Consider the following 14,820-nt stretch of genomic DNA (forward strand, 5'->3'; position numbering starts at 1 on the left):
GCCTATTTAAGTGATGTGCTGAAAAGGTTGCCAACACATAAAGTGCCCCAAATAGAAGAATTACTACCTCACCGCTGGAAACCTGAACCCCGTTAAAACTTGGCGATGGCGTTCAGCGGATGCTTACCATCCAGATGATTCCAGTTGTAGTTATCACGAATGGTTTTACCAAATTTGGCACTACAGCGAGAGACCAGACCATCATTGTCCTTGCCACCATCAATCAGCAGGCTGGTGACTTTCAAAGCAGAGTCGGGATCGAGAATGTTGGTCACTGTGCCAGTGCCGGTAAATGAATAGTTATAAATATTATTCTGTTTATAGGCACCTTCGCCACAGGTCGTGCTTGACATTCCCAACGGATATTTCTGATTAAATTGTGCCGATCCTGCCAGTGTCAGACTGCGACCACCTGCAAGAGAATCATGCGGGAAGCTGTTTGGATCCAGTCCTTGGGCCCAGGTGATGGCTTTAGACACCAGATTAATCCCACCGACCAAAGGGCCTTGTAGTGGCGTATCTTCTGCTTGAAGAATCAGATCTGCAACTGGTGAGCCTTTATGCGGCGCACCGACCGCAGTTAGAGAGGCGACCAGTTGAGGCGCTACACCAGCGACATAACGAATCGTGGGACCACCATGAGAATGACCAATCAGATTGACTTTAGATGTGCCTGTAATCGCCCGAATTTCCTTCACTTGTTCTAAGAGTTGTTCACCGCGAATTTCTGATGAGTTAAACGGCGATACTCGGGTCGCCCAGACATTGCCACCATTGCGGGCCAGATCTGGTAAAATCTGATACCAGTAATCCAGACCAAATTGATCTGTTCCGACCCGGATAAAGCCTGCCATCCCGTGTGCAAACACGATGGGATATTGGGTCTTGGCATAGTGTGAGCTGGCTTTCGCTGTGACCTGACTGGCTTGAGTGGATGCCTGAGCCGTGACACATGTGCCAGCCAGCAGCAGACTGGTGATGAATAAGCCGTATTTCATATATTTTCCTCATTTTTGTTGTTTTGACAGGATGATTCTTATCCTGCTTTGCCAAATGACCCATCCGAAACGGGCGAGTTAGGTTTTAAGTTGCTGTATTTAAAAATTATGATTGATGGATAGCAGTGAATGATTTATAAGCCTTGCAGTTTGAGCCGGTTGGCATGTTGGCGATAGAGTGCAATCGGGTCTTGGGCAAAAGGCCCTAAAATGCCGAAGAACTGGTTCACTTCATCGAAATGATTGTGGGCATAGTCCTGACGAATGATCTGACCATAACGTCCACTACATAAAGGTAGAGCGCCATCATTGGCTTCACCTTTCAAGAAAGTCCCGCCTAAACTGACAGATGCATGGCACTTAAGGCCGCTGTGATATTTACCGGATATTGATTTGCTGTCACCAGATTCATGCTGTAGCCCAGAATTGTTCCAATGGCATGAATCAGCGGTTCTAGTAAAGGTGTCTGGCTGGCATTGACAAAAACAGGTGTGCCTTTCATCGCACCTGCAATTGCGGTCAGTGAAGCCACTTTGGCAGGTGCAACAGCTTCAATATATTGAATGGTTGGTCCACCTTGACTATGTCCAATCAGATTGACTTTAGCTTTACCCGTCAGTGCAAGAACTTCGTCAATTTGTAGTAACAGCTGTTCACCACGTAGTTCATTGGATGCAACCGCAGATAATTCCGCGGAAAATACACGCGCACCATGACGGGCTAAATCTTGCGGGATCTGATACCAATAATCTAAACCGATGTTATCGGTTCCAATGCGGTTAAAGCCCAGACCGAAGCCATGGACAAAGATGAGCGGATAATGGGTTTTGGCGTAGCTGGATATAGCGAATTTGGGTGTATATTCAATCAATGGACTCTGCTTGGCATAAGCCAAGGAACAACTGAATCCAATAAATAGACTGAATACCAGGCTTATTGTTTTCATTATTCTATCTCTGCTTCATCCAGGAAAATGATGACCGCTTATATAGCAAAGCCTTTATCAATCCCGATAAAGGCGAGCCGCTTACAAACCTTGCAGCTTTAAGCGGTTGGCATGCTGACGGTATAACGTCACCGGATCTGGAGCGAATAGACCTTTCAAGCCAAACATCATGTTGGCAAGATCGGTATGATTGAGTTTGTAATTGTCATTAATCACTTTACCCATATAAGTACTACAACGTGCGACCATACCATCATTGTTTTTATTGCCATAAGACAGTGGGCCCAGTTGCATTAAAATCGTATCGATGTCTAAGGCATTGGTGGCTTGTGCCACACCTGTCCATGAATAGTAATAAATACCTTTAGAATCTTTAGGTTTGAGGTTTTTATTACAGTTCTCAGTCGCTGCTAAAACGCCGTCTTTGACTGCTTCTTTTGCAACAGTTGCATTAAAGTTTTTTGATTCTGTTTGGGTTAGTGATTTCATCGATGCATCAAAATCGATTTCGAGTTCAGGTTTAAGCTGAGCGAGTGCAATTAAAGGTCCCACAATATAGTCACCTAAAATATTAAACGCGGTGCGGCTTAAACTATTGCTTTGAATATCGTCAGCAACTTTAGAACCATGATAGGTACCAGCAACGCCTGTAATCGATGCCAGATATTCTGGTTTAGTGGCAGCGACATAGAGCACGGTTGGCCCGCCATGAGAGTGACCAATCAGGTTGACTTTGTGTTTGCCGGTGATTGCTATCACATCTTCAACCTGGCTGATCAGCTGTTCACCGCGATGTGCTGTCTTATTTGCCGGAGACAACTGTGCAGCAAAGACGGTAGAACCATTGCGTGCCATATCCGGCAGAATCTGATACCAGTAATCCAGCCCGATGCTGTCGGTGCCAATGCGTGACCAGCCTAGCCAGCCATGTACCATCAGAATAGGATATTTGGTTTTGGCATAATCAGATCTGGCCTTTTCAATCACCTGTGTCGCACTTGCCGCGGCATGAGCCTGTGCAGAAAAGCTTAATCCCAGAGTTGTTGCTAAAGTCACAGTCAGTAACTGTGCTGTCTTGCTGAAAGTACGCATAAGCATCCCTTTTTAATTTTATCGTTATTAAAGCAATCATTGCTTTTCTAGAGTGTTGTAAGCCACAAAATCAGACTTTGGACAATACAGTTTTGACCTTCTATGGCTGAGCAATTTTTCTTTTGAGTAGCGGTATTTTTTCACTTCAACGCGCTAAAACCATGTCATTTTAGGACACGACAGAGAGAAGAGATTTACATTGTAAGAATATGTTTTATTTACGGCTGTATTTAAATTTTAAGTTGTTGAAATACAAAACACTCATTGAGGTTATTTTGTGTAAACAAGAAATATTTAGAAACAAAGTTAGGGTGGGAGATATGAAGGCATAAAGCTTTCGATATGAGGATCATAAAAAAAGCCATCAACAGATGATGGCTTTTAGGCTTAATTCGCAAAGGGCAACTTGCCGCCTTGATCATGAATCTGTTCAAAGGTTTCGACCCGCAGCTGGTCATTCGGCTGTTGAAAACGTTGCTGGCGCAGCTTCTCGACGGCTTGCTGTTTGGCGCTGTCACTCATGCCACTTTGCATGATGCTATCCCGTTCATTGAGATACGTCGTGACACTGGATTTCCAGCTGGCACGTTCGCCATCCAGTTGCTCCAGACGTTGCGTGGCTTCAGGGCCGACCAGGTTTAATCGCATTTGACGAATCTCTGCATTTGAGCCACCACGCGCTTTAATGTCTGCGCTGAGTTTGCGTAAATCTTCGAGTTTATTCAGTTGTTCCAGATTTTCCTGCCAGTCTTGTGGCAATTGTTCAAACAGATTTTTGAGCTTCTGGGCTTTTTCAGACTCGCTTAAGCTGTTGTCTGCCAGCACGGCCATACGGTCAAGCGTATATTCATGATAGGTGTCTTCGGTACCAAATAAACCTTCAATTTCATAATTAGAAAAATATTGTTTACGCAAATTCTGGGTGCTGCTATAGATGCTGCGGTAATAGGCCGGATCTTCCTGATCGAGGCCTGTCGGTGCAGTCAGTTGGCCTAAACCTTGACGATACTGAATATAGCGATCCCATAAATCCAGAATCTGTGAGAGAGCGGGTTCTTTATGATTCTGGCGAATGTAAGTTTTAAAATCCTGCTGAATCTGCGCCAGATTTTTTTCACCAAACTGGGTAATAAAATATTCAAAACAGTTTCGAGTCTGTTCATTGACGGTCAGACGGTTACTCGCATCCAGCTGCATCTGGCAATTGATTTCGGTATCTTGCTGGCTGGCACTGGAAAACGCTGCATTGGCCGGGCTGGTTATACTTAATGCAGCAGGTTCGCCGCGGCGTTCACTAAGAGGTGATTGGCCAGTAGTCTCTGTCTGTGATTCATTCTGAGGAGATAGCCAGAGCATCAGGGTGATAAAGCACAGCACCACCAGAGCCAGAATGATCCATATTTTGTATTTCTGCATATCCTATGCACCTGTTTTTTCGGTTTCATTATTTTTAGAGTTTTGATTCAGCTGAATATGCCTTGACATCCTGACCACCCTAAACGGAGGTGATTCCTACTGCTAGACGCTTATGTCCAAGCGCAAGTATGTTCTTAGCTGCATTTTCGTCCCTGTTATTGGAACTTCCGCATTCACATTCCCATACTCTTATTCGCAAATCTGTTCTACCCTTCGGACTGCTAGAAGTGATCTCACCACAGCACGAACAGATTTGGGTTGTGAATCTCTCACTTACTTCTTCAAAAATTGCCCCTGCGTTCTCGCATTTATACTTGAGCATTGTTTTGAATGCTGAAAAACCTGTATCTAAAACAGATTTTGCCATTTTAGTTTTTACAAGTTTACCCGCACTCAGATCGCCAATAACAATCAGTGCATTTTCTCTCACAAGCATGGTGCTTGCCTTATGCAAATGATCTTTACGACAATTAGCAATTTTAGCGTGTAATGCACGTACACGTTTTTTATTCTTGGCTCGTTGAGCAATACTTAATTTCTGTTCATATTTCCGATAGAACTTAGGATTTGAAATTACAGTACCATCAGAACAGGTGGCAACGTCTTTTAAACCTAGATCAATACCAATCGCTTTAGTTGCAGTAGGTTTATTTTGCTTAGATGAATCCACTACAAGGCATACATACCACCGTCCACGACTATCCTCAACGAATGAGCCTGTTCTCACGCTGTATTTACTTAATCCGTAACTATCCCATAACTTGAATTGATGCTTGCCGTACTGAACATATCCATCAGCGTATTTGATTGCTATTTTCTTGAAAGGAATCCAACCAAGTGATCTTCTCGCTGACTTCTTATTGCTCACACGCCATTTCAGCTTTGCTTTCTTGAACTGTTTTCTTCGAGTAATTAACTCTTCTGTAACAGCCTGAATGGTTTGGCTATGTAGATTGCATTCTTTCGATGCGCCTTTGGTGTACTTGGCAACATCATAGGCTGATAGAAATTTACCTTTTCTTTTTAGATGTTTAAATCCTAAATCATTGACATAATTCCAGACAAAGTTTACTTCAGATGCCAATTGGTCTAGCACCTTGCAATGTTTGTCTTTTATGCGTAATTTAAGTGTTTTCATGTACTTATATTAGCTTATGTTAAGTTGAAAGTATTAATTCTTAAAAACCAAACGACATTTTATGTCGTGTCGCTTATATCTCTGCCCTGAAGGACAGAGTTTTACACTTCATTTGATAAAAATCATCAGATACCATAGAAAAGTTGTAAATCATCGCACAGGGTTTTACCATGGCGCCAATTTATAAAATGTCTGATTTTTTGCCATGAAAGCATCATCTCCTAAAATTCAGCGTCGTCATCTTAGTGGTGTCTTCCTTTTGAATAAACCCTTGGGCATTAGTTCCAATGCTGCATTGCAAAAAGTTCGCTGGTTGTATCGTGCGCAAAAAGCAGGCCATACCGGGGCACTGGATCCTCTGGCATCCGGCTTGTTGCCGATATGTTTAGGTGAGGCGACCAAGTTTTCGCATTATTTATTAGATTCAGTCAAGCGTTATCAAACGACGGTCTTTCTTGGACATAGCACCACCACCGGCGATGTCGAAGGCGAAGTCTTATTAGAAAAAGCGGTTCCTGAACTTTCGGAAGCGTTGATTCAAGAAACCTTGACACAGTTTATCGGTGATATCCAGCAAGTGCCACCGATGTATTCGGCGCTGAAAAAAGAAGGCCGTCCTTTATACGAACTGGCACGTAAGGGCATCGAGATTGAACGTGAAGCGCGCCCGATTAGCATTCTGGCCATTGAGTTTTTATCCTTTACTGAAAATAGCATCACGCTGGATATTACCTGCTCTAAAGGGACTTATATCCGGGTACTCGGTGAAGATATTGCCAAAGCCTTGGGTACTTACGGCCATCTGACCTATTTACACCGCATTAAAACCGGTCATTTTGATTTGATCCCGAGTTATACCATTGAATATCTGGAAAGCTTGAATGAAGACGAGCGTGATAGGTTGTTGTTGCCGGCTTATGCGCCGGTGCAACATTTCCCGCAAGTCCAAGTGCCAGAAGGGCGGGCAGAATATTTTAGCCGTGGTATGGAAAGTAATATCGAGCATGAAGCAGTAGAACAGGTACTGGTTTTTGATGGTGAAAAATGTTTAGGCCTGGCGGAAATTAGTGATAAAAAACGCTTGGTGCCAAAACGCGTCTTAAACCTCTAAGCAAGGTCTGAAATATGGATATTGAGATCATCATCAGCCTGATTGTCTTTGCATTTTTTGCAGGGGCAATTGATGCTGCTGTAGGCGGTGGTGGTCTGATCCAGATTCCGGCAATTATGGGTAGTCTGCCGCATTTACAGCCGGCTACTGTGTTTGGTACCAACAAACTGGCCTCGATTTTTGGTACTGGCTCTGCGGCATTTTCCTATTTGCGTCAGGTAAAACTGCCGTGGTTGCTCTTGGGCGTGATTGCAGCTTGCAGTTTCATCAGCTCGTTTATTGGCGCGGCCAGTGTCACCTTGATTCCGGTCGAAATCCTCAAACCTTTTGTATTGATCATGCTGATTGTCATCGCGATTTATACCGTGATGAAAAAGCAGTTTGGTCAGGTGCATGTTCAGCAAAAGCTCACCAAAAAAATGTTGGTATTGGCAGTTTTGGGCAGTCTGGCCATCGGATTTTATGACGGAATTTTCGGGCCGGGCACGGGCAGTTTCTTTATTTTCTTTTTCATTCGTTATTTAAATGTCGATTTTTTACATGCTTCAGCTTTGTCTAAAATTGCCAATTTCACCACCAATCTGGCAGCGTTGACTTTCTTTATTCCCAGCGGCAATGTGCTGTTTATGGTCGGGGCGATGATGGCGGTGGCCAATATCTGTGGTTCCTTGCTGGGTGTCAAATTAGCCTTTAAATATGGCAGTGGCTTTATCCGGATTTTATTCCTGATTCTGGTCAGTTTACTGATTTGCCGGATGGCCTATCAGATGTTTTTTATATAAGAATAGATGTAAACCATTCTCAATATTAAAGTTTTTTATACAATTTGTACTTATAAAACCTCCTGAACCCATGCCATTTTCTTTCTATGATGTAAAAAGGCAGGGCGAAAATAGGAGAAAAATTAGATGACCACCATTTTTGAAGCATTAAGAGAAAGTCATGAAATTCAGCGTGATCTTGCAGAAAAATTACTACAAACTTCAGGGGATACAGCAGAACGTCGTGAGCTGTTCAAACAACTCAAGAATGAATTATTTGCCCATGAAGCGGCTGAAGACCGTTATTTCTATATCCCCCTGATGATGACTGATTCGGGCTTGAATATTACTCGGCATGCCTTGGCCGAACATCATGAAATGGACGAGATGATTGAAGAGCTGACTGCAACAGAATTGAGTAATCCGGGCTGGATTGCAATTGCCAAAAAGCTTTCCGAAAAAGTGCATCACCACTTAAAAGAAGAGGAACATGGTTTCTTCCAGCAAGCAGGAAAAATTCTCGGTGAAGAGCAAAAGACCGCTTTAGCAGTGCAGTACAAAAATGAATATCAACGTTATAAAGACATGAAAAAAGATATGCTGGTACAAAGCTAAATTTTAACTTTAAATCGAAGAAATGAAAAAGATGGCGCTACAGCCGTCTTTTTTATCCGGATTCATTTCTCCGAGGTATTTCTCCTAAAGGGAGAAAGCACAAAAATGAATGAAAATATTGAGTCAGTTGTCCTGATTCCAACCAGGCTTTATGCATTCCGTTCTGCAGCTCCTTGACGCGCGGCACGTACTGTCACACCGACAGAGGCCAGCATAATACACACCAGAGCGACCGCTTGCAGTACCGTGATTTTCTCACCCAATAACAGAAAACCGGTCAAAGCTGCTAAAGCCGGAGAGAGGCTGGACAGGGTGCCATAGCTCATTTTGTTTAAATGCTGTAAGGCTTTTAAATCGAGGGCATAAGGAATCGCAGTGGCCAGAATTGCAATCACAATGGCCTTGCCCCAATGTTGTGTATCAATCAATGCGGGCGCATTGTTGTAGAGACCGATCGGCAGCAGACACAATGCTGAAATACTGATGGCAATGGTCAGTGCATGCATGCCGATATTCTGCTGAACTACACGTTGGCCAAAGAAAATATATAATGCCCAGCAGAAACCTGCCCCCAAGGCACAAGCTGCGCCCAACAGGTCGAAATTACTGCTATTGGCCTGTCCCCATGGCACCATCAGCGCGATGCCCAAAATGGCCATCAATACCCAGATATAATCACTACGGTGTTTAATCGACAGTAGAGCTAGGCCCAAAGGGCCAATAAACTCCAGACCTACTGCAATGCCCTGCGGTAAACGACCAAGTGACAGATAGAATAAAATATTCATGACCCCTAAAGCCGCGCTATAGCAGAGTAAATCCCGCCATTTTAAAAAAGGCAAACGTGAAATTATTTTCCAAGAGCGGAACATGACGCAGACAATGATTGCAGCAAAACAGAGTCTTAAAATGGTGACAGTAATCGGATCCAGTACACTAAACAGCTGTTTGGCAAAAGATGCACTGATCTGGTACGAAGTCATGGACAAGACCATGAAGAATACGGCAAGAAGTTGGGCGTTTGGCATGGAAGCAGCTTCTACCCAGAGCGGGTGAAAATGAGAAATAGAAAGAAATCAAATTATAGCAAACTGGTTGATTTTTGCTGAGTAGGCCAGAGCAATATTTTGTGAATGCAACTTAAGTTTGGAGATAATCAATTTAGATTTTAGCTCAATCAAATATGTGAAGTTTTAAATTCAAAATTAAACTTACCTCAGGTGTGGTTACAAATTAATCAATTTTTAATTTGATCTTATTTTTATATTTATTAAAATATCTTAGATCCCAATTCGGGGCAGCATTAAAATAACAATGAAAATAATAAGGTAGATAATAATGAAATTACGAATACTTTCTTGCGCCATTTTGGGCTGTATGCTTGCAGCATGTGGTAGCTCTGATAATTCGGATAATAATACACCAGTCCCTAGCCAACCGGCTCCAAGCAATCCTGGTAATCCGAACAATCCTGGAACCCCGGGTGATGGAGCATCAGACACAGTGTCGGAATTCTACAACTATCAGTTCAACTTGCCGAATGCTGATGCAGCAGACATGGAGTCGAAAAAACTTCTATTGGCCAGTCATAAAAATAAAATTACTGACGGCATATAGAGTGGTACGACCTGTCAGGAAAAGCATTAACTGAACGTACCAATATTGCTGTGGTGAAAATGTATGAGGATGCTGCAACCAGAGTGTTATTTAATAGTGATAATACGACAGCCGCTGACCGTAAATATTATAATGAGTTTGCAGCCAATTTTATTGATTTACAGAAGGCGCGCACATTCCCGAATGGATCTAAATGTTTCCGTCTTCAGGCTGAACATCCGGAAGAAGAATATATTGAATTTGATCCGGAAACAAAAACTGACTATCGCACGCTGGCTGATTGGCAGGCACAAACGTCTGTCCAGGAGCTGGCAAAAATTATTCTAGATGAAACCATGGCTGGCTTGAAATATAAAAAGGCAGAATATAAAGATACTGCTATGCAATATTACAAATATTTTGGTGCGATCGAATATCAAGGAGGAATTTATAACAGTGCGTTCTCGGAACATGGAGAACATATTGATCACAACGATTATGTTGCCCAATCACGAAAAGTGGCTTTAGACAAATTAAAGGAAAATGATGCCAGTCCTTTAATGATCAAATGGACAGAATACACTTATGATCAGCTTGCTTTTGCATGTGATGGCTATAATGTGACAGCAGCCACGGTATTAAATACGGCGATTAAAGATGCAACACCACGTTAAAATGATTCTAATAAAGGTATCTTAAATAAAGGCGCTATAGCGCCTTTATTTTTATTCAATGTTTTCGTCTTTGACTGGTCACCGTACAGCCAATTGAAGCACTAATAATCGTGGCCAGTGCCAGCCATTGTGTCCACAATAAAGTTTCACCCAAGAAGATAAAACCAGAGAGTGCTGCGATTGCAGGTTCTAGACTCATCAAAGTACCAAAACTCAAGGCGGTTAAATTTCGCAGGGCAATCATTTCCAGGGTAAAAGGCAGGGCGCTGGCCAGCACAGCCAGAGCTATGAAATATAACAGGCTGATGGGTTCAAATGTATGCGCAGGAATGCCAGCAAAAAGCGCAATTGGCATCAGCACCAGCATCCCGACCAACATGCCCAAGCACACGGTATGGTTGCCGGAAACCCCGGAAGGCTTTTGCCCAGCGACGATGTATAGCGCCCAACAGGCACCCGCACTTAGGGCAAATAGAATCCCGACCGGATCAAGTGGCTGTGCAGCCTGATCAAAGGGAAACAGCAGAATCAGGCCTAAAATAGCCAATCCGACCCAGACAAAATCAAATTTTTGCCGCGCATAAAACAGCGCCACACTTAAAGGGCCAATGAATTCAAAAGCAACCGCAATGCCCAGCGGCAAGCGATCAATAGACAGATAAAACAGCAGGTTCATACCTGCCAGGGCCAGACCATAACTGAGAATGGCCGGCCACTTGATCTGTCTGAAATGAATTTGCCAAATTTTAAAAATCAATGCCAAAATTACAGCACCCAAAAGCAGACGCATGGCTGAAACGGTCAGAATGGGAAACTGACCGAACAGATATTTGGCAAAGGAGCCACTGCTTTGCATACTGATCATCGCGATCAGGAGAATCAGTGGCGCTTGTACAATAGGTGCAATTTTAAAATTCAGCATAACTCAATAGGTTTCGATTTCTCGAAGAGCGGAAGAACAGTAAAGGCTGAAAAATAAAAACCTTAAAAAACAAAAAACCACAGCCCGAAAGCTGTGGTTTTTGCATATCGTTAAATTAGAACAGTACGCGTACGCGGATTGTTCCTTCAACTTCATGTAGGGTATCGAGTGCTTCTTTAGATGCAGTCGCGTCTACGTCCATCACCAGGTAACCGACATCACCTTTGGTCATTAAAGACTGGCCAGAGATGTTAATACCGTGTTCAGCAAACAGGTTGTTGATCTTAGAAAGAACGCCCGGCATGTTTTTATGAATGTGCAGTAAACGGTGTTTACCTTCAGTCAATGGTAGCGCAATTTCCGGGAAGTTCACTGCAGATAAAGTCATACCTTTATCTGAATAGGCAACGAATTTCTCAGCAACTTCCAGACCGATATTGGCTTGTGCCTCCATGGTCGAACCACCCACGTGCGGAGTCAGGATCACGTTTGGAAGGTTACGCAGTGGAGAAACGAATTCTTCACCATTGGCTTTCGGCTCTTTCGGGAATACGTCTACTGCAGCACCAGCAATGTGACCAGACTTGATCGCATCTGCCAGATCTTCAATTACGACACATGTACCACGTGCCGCATTCAGGAAGATTGAACCTTCTTTCATTTGCGCAAACTGTTCTTTGCCAAAGAAATTACGGGTAGATGGCAGATCCGGAACATGTAGAGTAACCACATCTGCATTGGCCAGTAATTCGCCCATAGAACCGACTTGACGTGCATTTCCTAAAGGTAGTTTTGTCACTGCATCATAATAGGTCACTTTCATGCCCAGGCTTTCAGCCAGTACAGAAAGTTGTGAACCGATTGAACCGTAACCAACGATACCTAAAGTTTTACCACGTGTTTCGAATGAACCGACAGCCGATTTGTTCCAGCCACCTGCATGTGTATCTGTTGATTTTTCAGGTACACGGCGCAGAAGCAGAATCGTTTCTGCCAAGACCAGTTCAGCGACTGAACGGGTATTTGAATACGGTGCATTAAATACCGGAATACCGCGACGCATTGCAGCATCGAGGTTGACCTGGTTGGTACCGATACAGAAACAACCCACAGCAATCAGTTTGTTCGCAGCTTCAAATACTTCTTCAGTCAGTTGAGTACGGGAACGAATACCGACGAAGTGTGCATCTTTAATCGCTTCTTTCAGTGCTTCGCCTTCGAGCGCTGTTTTACGATAATCGATGTTGGTATATCCAGCTGCATTCAATGTGTCGATTGCGTTCTGATGAACGCCTTCTAACAGTAGAAAACGGATTTTATCTTTAGGTAGAGATAGATGTTGGCTCATTACGGCTCCGCTACAAAGGCCAAATTTAGTCGCGGTATAATAGCACAGGAAAAGGGCGGTTATACATTTCCTTGATGACGGCAATATCAGCTATTTTTGCAAGTGATAGTAGTGAAAATGATAAATCTGGTTGATTTAAATATTCATTTTCAAAGGTATATTATCAAAATTGTCATTTTTTAAAGGAATCCCCTAAAAATAGCTTATAATATTGCGCCATGCTGTTTAAGCTGCCATTTTTGGTGCTTTAATCATCATGTTTCGCCTGATTTGTATACAGGCTTTTATGCCTAAAAAATATGCAAATAAACCAGCGAAGTCTCTCTTGTTTAAATCATGCTAGGTCTGCAAACGATGAATGCTCCAGTCGCTTTAACCCCTGAGTTATTGACCCAATTGACGGCAATTTTGGGTGAAAACCGTATTAAAACCGATACGGACAGCCTCCAGAATTGGGGTCGTGATCATACGAAACACTTTGATCCAAACCCATCGGTCATCGTTTTTCCTTCGACGACTGAACAGGTTCAAGACATCGTAAAATTGGCAAACCAGTTTAATGTTGCAGTCACCCCATCAGGCGGTCGTACGGGTCTGTCTGCAGGTGCAGTTGCAGCCAATGGCGAGATTGTGGTGAGCATGGACAAGATGAACCAGATTCTGGAATTCTTCCCGGCAGACCGGATGGTTCGCGTGCAGGCAGGCGTGGTGACTGAACAGTTGCAAAACTATGCTTCCGATCAGGGTATGTATTATCCTGTTGACTTTGCTTCTGCGGGCTCAAGCCAGATTGGCGGGAACATCGGCACCAATGCCGGTGGTATTAAAGTCATTAAATACGGCATGACCCGTAACTGGGTACTTGGCCTGACCGTGGTGACAGGTAAAGGTGATGTACTACGCCTGAACAAGGGCATGATCAAGAATGCAACCGGTTATGCGCTGCAACACTTATTCATTGGTGGTGAAGGTACACTGGGGCTAGTCACTGAAGCTGAAATCAAGTTGGAACGTCAACCGCAAGACCTGCAAGTGATGGTGCTGGGTGTCACTGATTTTGATGCAGTCATGCCCGTGCTTCATGCATTCCAGGCGAAAATTGATTTAACCGCATTCGAGTTTTTCGGTGAACTGGCAATGCAAAAAGTATTGGCCAATGGTCATGTACAACGTCCATTTGAAACTGAATGTCCATTTTATGTTTTGCTTGAGTTTGAAGCGCCGTTTGAGCCGATTATGGACAAGGCGATGGAAATTTTTGAGCATTGTATGGAACAAGGTTGGGTTCTGGACGGCGTTCTGAGCCAAAGTCTGGACCAAGTCGAAAGCTTATGGCGTTTACGCGAAGACATCTCTGAGTCAATCGCACCGTTTATTCCATACAAAAATGATATTTCAGTATTGATCACGCACGTTCCTGCATTTATTAAAGAAATTGATGCAATTGTTGCAGAGAACTATCCAGACTTTGAAATTTGCTGGTTCGGTCATATCGGTGACGGTAACTTGCATTTGAACATCTTAAAACCAGCGGATTTAAGCAAGGATGAATTCTTCGCTAAATGTCAGGTAGTAAACAAGTATGTCTTTGACACCGTGAAAAAATATGATGGTTCAATTTCAGCCGAACATGGCGTAGGGATGACCAAGAAGCCATACCTTGAATATTCACGTTCTGCGGAAGAAATTGAATATATGAAAGCCCTGAAACAAGTGTTCGATCCAAATGGCATTATGAACCCGGGTAAATTATTTGATCTTTAATCTGATCGGATTTTAAAAGTTTACAAAAGCGCATCGCAAGTTGCGCTTTTTTTATCAAATGAAGCGTAAAACTCTGTCCTTCAGAGCAGAGATATAAGCGACACGACATAAGATGTCGTTTTAAGAATTACCCCACATAGGGTATAGAGAAAAAATTGTTAATATAACCACATGAAAACACTTAAATTACGCATAAAAGACAAACATTGCAAGGTGCTAGATCAATTAGCATCTGAGGTGAACTTTGTTTGGAATTATGTCAATGATTTAGGGTTTAAGCATCTAAAAAGAAAAGGTGAATTTCTATCAGCTTATGATGTTGCCAAATACACCAAAGGCGCATCGAAAGAATGCAATCTACATAGCCAAACCATTCAGGCTGTTACAGAAGAATTAATCACTCGAAGAAAACAGTTCAAGAAAGCAAAGCTGAAATGGC

At 43.0% G+C, this 14,820-nt stretch carries 13 protein-coding genes and 3 pseudogenes; 8 read left to right on the top strand and 8 right to left on the bottom strand.

Annotated elements, in window-relative coordinates; genetic code table 11:
* Positions 1–96 (top strand): transposase domain-containing protein (locus FTT75_RS16070; RefSeq protein WP_139133946.1); only part of this gene is annotated, 96 nt, incomplete at its 5' end.
* 32 nt (positions 97–128) lie between these two features.
* Here the strand turns inward: FTT75_RS16070 and FTT75_RS14220 are convergent.
* The 5 genes and pseudogenes from FTT75_RS14220 to FTT75_RS14240 all read right to left on the bottom strand — a co-directional run.
* Positions 129–998: pseudogene (locus FTT75_RS14220) on the bottom strand (esterase/lipase family protein); the annotation flags it as partial.
* A 134-nt stretch (positions 999–1,132) separates the two neighbouring features.
* Positions 1,133–1,944 (bottom strand): annotated as a pseudogene (locus tag FTT75_RS14225) (alpha/beta fold hydrolase).
* 81 nt (positions 1,945–2,025) lie between these two features.
* Positions 2,026–3,036: a triacylglycerol lipase gene (locus tag FTT75_RS14230; RefSeq protein ID WP_100535203.1), complete on the bottom strand. Its 1,011-nt coding sequence runs from the start codon at positions 3,034–3,036 to the stop codon at positions 2,026–2,028.
* Between the two features lie 387 nt (positions 3,037–3,423).
* Entirely contained in the window at positions 3,424–4,452 is a 1,029-nt protein-coding gene (locus tag FTT75_RS14235) for a lipase secretion chaperone (protein WP_180186740.1), read from the bottom strand.
* Between the two features lie 79 nt (positions 4,453–4,531).
* Entirely contained in the window at positions 4,532–5,590 is a 1,059-nt protein-coding gene (locus tag FTT75_RS14240; RefSeq protein WP_180186742.1) for an RNA-guided endonuclease TnpB family protein, read from the bottom strand.
* Between the two features lie 205 nt (positions 5,591–5,795).
* On the opposite strand from FTT75_RS14240, the gene truB reads away from it, so the two are divergent.
* The 3 genes from truB (at position 5,796) to FTT75_RS14255 (ending at position 8,077) form a co-directional block, all read left to right on the top strand.
* On the top strand, positions 5,796–6,701 hold the full coding sequence (gene truB, locus FTT75_RS14245; RefSeq protein ID WP_180186744.1) for a tRNA pseudouridine(55) synthase TruB: 906 nt from the start codon (positions 5,796–5,798) through the stop codon (positions 6,699–6,701).
* Positions 6,702–6,715: 14 nt separating this feature from the next.
* Positions 6,716–7,483, top strand: coding sequence for a TSUP family transporter (locus tag FTT75_RS14250; RefSeq protein ID WP_180186745.1), 768 nt, complete (start codon positions 6,716–6,718; stop codon positions 7,481–7,483).
* Positions 7,484–7,609: 126 nt separating this feature from the next.
* Entirely contained in the window at positions 7,610–8,077 is a 468-nt protein-coding gene (locus FTT75_RS14255) for a hemerythrin domain-containing protein (RefSeq protein WP_005168802.1), read from the top strand.
* A 149-nt stretch (positions 8,078–8,226) separates the two neighbouring features.
* Here FTT75_RS14255 and FTT75_RS14260 read toward each other — a convergent pair whose 3' ends face one another.
* Positions 8,227–9,105, bottom strand: coding sequence for a DMT family transporter (locus tag FTT75_RS14260; RefSeq protein WP_074383605.1), 879 nt, complete (start codon positions 9,103–9,105; stop codon positions 8,227–8,229).
* A gap of 310 nt (positions 9,106–9,415) precedes the next feature.
* On the opposite strand from FTT75_RS14260, the gene FTT75_RS14265 reads away from it, so the two are divergent.
* Positions 9,416–9,694: a hypothetical protein gene (locus FTT75_RS14265; RefSeq protein ID WP_180186747.1), complete on the top strand. Its 279-nt coding sequence runs from the start codon at positions 9,416–9,418 to the stop codon at positions 9,692–9,694.
* A gap of 59 nt (positions 9,695–9,753) precedes the next feature.
* Positions 9,754–10,347 (top strand): hypothetical protein, encoded by a 594-nt coding sequence (locus FTT75_RS14270; RefSeq protein WP_218950549.1) that lies wholly within the window; start codon positions 9,754–9,756, stop codon positions 10,345–10,347.
* A gap of 55 nt (positions 10,348–10,402) precedes the next feature.
* On the opposite strand, the gene FTT75_RS14275 is transcribed toward FTT75_RS14270, so the two are convergent.
* Both FTT75_RS14275 and serA read right to left on the bottom strand, forming a co-directional pair.
* Positions 10,403–11,269: an EamA family transporter gene (locus FTT75_RS14275; RefSeq protein ID WP_100358171.1), complete on the bottom strand. Its 867-nt coding sequence runs from the start codon at positions 11,267–11,269 to the stop codon at positions 10,403–10,405.
* A gap of 115 nt (positions 11,270–11,384) precedes the next feature.
* Positions 11,385–12,617: a phosphoglycerate dehydrogenase gene (gene serA / locus FTT75_RS14280; RefSeq protein ID WP_074383602.1), complete on the bottom strand. Its 1,233-nt coding sequence runs from the start codon at positions 12,615–12,617 to the stop codon at positions 11,385–11,387.
* A 354-nt stretch (positions 12,618–12,971) separates the two neighbouring features.
* Between serA and FTT75_RS14285 the strand changes: the two genes are divergently transcribed.
* Both FTT75_RS14285 and FTT75_RS14290 read left to right on the top strand, forming a co-directional pair.
* The gene (locus FTT75_RS14285; protein ID WP_005094248.1) at positions 12,972–14,381 is read left to right on the top strand and encodes an FAD-binding oxidoreductase; all 1,410 of its coding nucleotides are present in this window, start codon (positions 12,972–12,974) and stop codon (positions 14,379–14,381) included.
* 171 nt (positions 14,382–14,552) lie between these two features.
* Positions 14,553–14,820 (top strand): annotated as a pseudogene (locus tag FTT75_RS14290) (RNA-guided endonuclease TnpB family protein); the annotation flags it as partial.

The sequence above is a fragment of the Acinetobacter sp. YH01008 genome, from assembly GCF_013420435.1.
Taxonomy (GTDB): Bacteria; Pseudomonadota; Gammaproteobacteria; order Pseudomonadales; family Moraxellaceae; genus Acinetobacter; species Acinetobacter pseudolwoffii.